1 protein-coding gene and 1 pseudogene are annotated in these 1,232 nt (G+C 50.4%); both read right to left on the bottom strand.

The genetic code is table 11. The features are described from left to right. Positions 1-338: 338 nt before the first annotated feature. On the bottom strand, positions 339-674 hold the full coding sequence (locus tag ABYW01_RS21360) for a hypothetical protein (RefSeq protein WP_372836627.1): 336 nt from the start codon (positions 672-674) through the stop codon (positions 339-341). Between the two features lie 143 nt (positions 675-817). Beyond that, positions 818-1,232: pseudogene (locus ABYW01_RS21355) on the bottom strand (SAM-dependent methyltransferase); the annotation flags it as partial.

The following is a 1,232-nucleotide window of genomic DNA, read 5'->3' as shown; positions in this document are numbered from 1 at the left end:
TCTTCAGTCGAGCCCGGCTTCCTACTTACAATGAATGGCATTAAAGGAAAGTTCATCTATGAAACTTTAGATGAGGCAAAAGCAAAGGTTTTTGAATTCATCGACAGCGGTGAGGCCGATGAATATTTCAAAAATCGGTAGTAAAGCCCTAACAAGCGGCTGTTGTCGCCACTATGTGGATGGGACTGCCTTTTCGCTGCTTCGCAGCTACAAGCCAGCCCCGAAGCCGGGCGTTATGCGCGATCGGTAGACACCTGAATCTAATCGATTTGATAAGGTAAGGGCGAGGGGAAACCAATAGTTGAGGCTTCTCCCCGCTTATCAACAGCGGGTGAACTCTAGAAGTCCCGGCTGTCTCCATCATGGGATAGCTCTTCTTCGATATACCGGCGTATATGTTGTCTACTGCGGGTGGTGGTTTTGAACAACCATGCGCTGATCAGGCCGCCGAGTGCAATAATCACAATCTGAAATTGCGGCAGTAGCGCGGCAAGAATCAGGGTGAGAGGGATGATAATAAGCAGCCCGAACTTGCCACGTTTGGCGAGTGTCTCAAGTAGTTTTTCTGCTTCATGGCGGTCGTTAATGCCCGCATCCATCAAGGTTGTGCGCAACGCGTGATATTCTTTCTCACGCTGTTTCTTTACTCGTCCGAAAGGGTCGTTGAGATTCATTTTTGCTGCTCGTTAGACGTCTTATCAAGTTATCGTTATACGGAAGGATAACCTCAAATCGTAAAAACGTCTCTATAGCGTGCTGATGTTGTTCGGTATTCCGTTATGCCGGGCAACACACTCATCCCATCTTTGGGTAGATGTTACCCGATGCTCCGGGCTAAAACCTCGACTACGCGTGCGGCTTCGCTGCTAAGGTTACGCATCACATTGGCACCCATCTGACCAAACTCCGGACCTAAGATAAGGGCAGGGGACACGGGTGGTTGGGTGGCTTGTCCGCTGTCTTTTGCTTGCTGCTCTTTTTCCGACTGACGTTTTCGCCAGCTCAAGGCTTCTTGTGACCAGTCACTGAATGTATCGATCTTGAACCCTGCCGACTGAATGAGGGATTCCAGTTCTTGCTGGCTGCGCAGGTGGGAGCTGTCGGCACTGCGTGCCCAAGGGACGGGATATTTGATGTTGCTATGGTTCGGGCCTTCCAGTACTTCGTGCAGGAGGATCGAGCCTTCCGCTGAGAGTATGCGTTTACATTCGCTCAGGACTAGAGTGGCATCT

The organism is Pontibacterium sp. (assembly GCF_041587635.1).
Taxonomy (GTDB): domain Bacteria; phylum Pseudomonadota; class Gammaproteobacteria; order Pseudomonadales; family Balneatricaceae; genus Pontibacterium.
This window is presented reverse-complemented; position numbering and strand designations above follow the sequence as displayed.

Coding starts and splice junctions, on each gene's coding strand:
- ABYW01_RS21360 (WP_372836627.1), bottom strand. CDS start 674: ATGAATCTCAACGACCCTTTCGGACGAGTAAAGAAACAGCGTGAGAAA.